Origin of the sequence: uncultured Veillonella sp. (genome assembly GCF_938010505.1) — a bacterium.
In the GTDB taxonomy this organism is placed as follows: Bacteria; Bacillota; Negativicutes; order Veillonellales; family Veillonellaceae; genus Veillonella.
Genome location: NZ_CALLVP010000047.1, coordinates 1 through 1067 on the forward strand (window position 1 = coordinate 1; position 1067 = coordinate 1067).

The window sequence follows — 1067 nt, forward strand, 5'->3', positions numbered from 1 at the left end:
CGTAAATAAAATCATATACTAGACTTTCAATTTGTGAGGTAAACCATGACGAAACAAGAGGCGATGGAACGCTTTTCATCAGGTGCCGTACAACAGAGCTTAGAAATACATCGCGCAATCCAGTGGACCGGTCGCATCATCGGTCTAGTTGTGTGTGCGTTGATCGTGAAATATATGCCCTCAGACTGGGCGGAACGCGTATGGTATTATCTGTTGTTGCTCGTAATATTGTGGACCCTTCATAGATTAGGTGAAAGTCAAGCTTTTATCTGTGAAAAGGGCCTCGTGTTAAAACGTAGGCCTTTTTCTGTGAAAGAATACTTTCACAGTCTATTCTATGGGGATGAATATTTTGTCTTTGTTGATTATGAACATATTATCGGTTTTACCGAAGGGTGGCGTGAATTGCAAGCCGTGAATGGTCATGGTGGAATCTATGTGATACCGCTTGACCTACATCAAGTGGCGTACAAGGATAAAATGGCTATGATTGAGGCCATCCATAAACATACGCAGTCATAAAGCATAAGCACTAAACGTAATAAAATATAGGCATACAGAGATATGAACATAAGCCTACAGAAGCATGTGGCAAATGAATCTAGAAACATAAAATATATGACAAGAATCTATAAGATGGAAAATCCACAAATTCATTAAATTAACTATTTACAACTTTAACAAACTAAAGTATAATACAATCATCGGGTACAGAACGTAAATCTGTACAAAGCATATTAGTAGGTAGTAAATAGGCGATAAGCGCCGTGGAGGATAGTTATGAATTGGAAAAAGATGATGGCCGTTGGCCTTGCAGCCGTGTCTATGATGGCATTTGTAACTGGTTGTGGTGGCGATGCCAAAAAAGCTAATACTGAATTACCTAAGAAAATTGTTATTGGTTTAGATGATAGCTTCCCTCCAATGGGCTTTAAAGATGATAAAGGCGAAATCGTAGGCTTTGACATCGACATGGCTAAAGAAGCAGCTAAACGTGCTGGCATGGATGTAGAGTTCAAAGCTATCGACTGGTCCAGTAAAGAAGCGGAACTAAAATCTAAAAAAAT

The 1067-nt window shown here is 39.1% G+C and carries 2 protein-coding genes; both read left to right on the plus strand.

The window, feature by feature from the left end; all coding sequences use genetic code 11:
* Positions 1-45: 45 nt before the first annotated feature.
* Positions 46-522, plus strand: coding sequence for a hypothetical protein (locus Q0507_RS02545; protein WP_287509274.1), 477 nt, complete (start codon positions 46-48; stop codon positions 520-522).
* A 258-nt stretch (positions 523-780) separates the two neighbouring features.
* The coding region (locus Q0507_RS02550; protein ID WP_298711917.1) for a transporter substrate-binding domain-containing protein at positions 781-1067 on the plus strand (287 nt) is incomplete at its 3' end.

Bases quoted from the DNA above. Each gene is read 5' to 3' on its own strand.
- Q0507_RS02545 (WP_287509274.1), top strand. From the start codon at position 46: ATGACGAAACAAGAGGCGATGGAACGCTTTTCATCAGGTGCCGTACAA.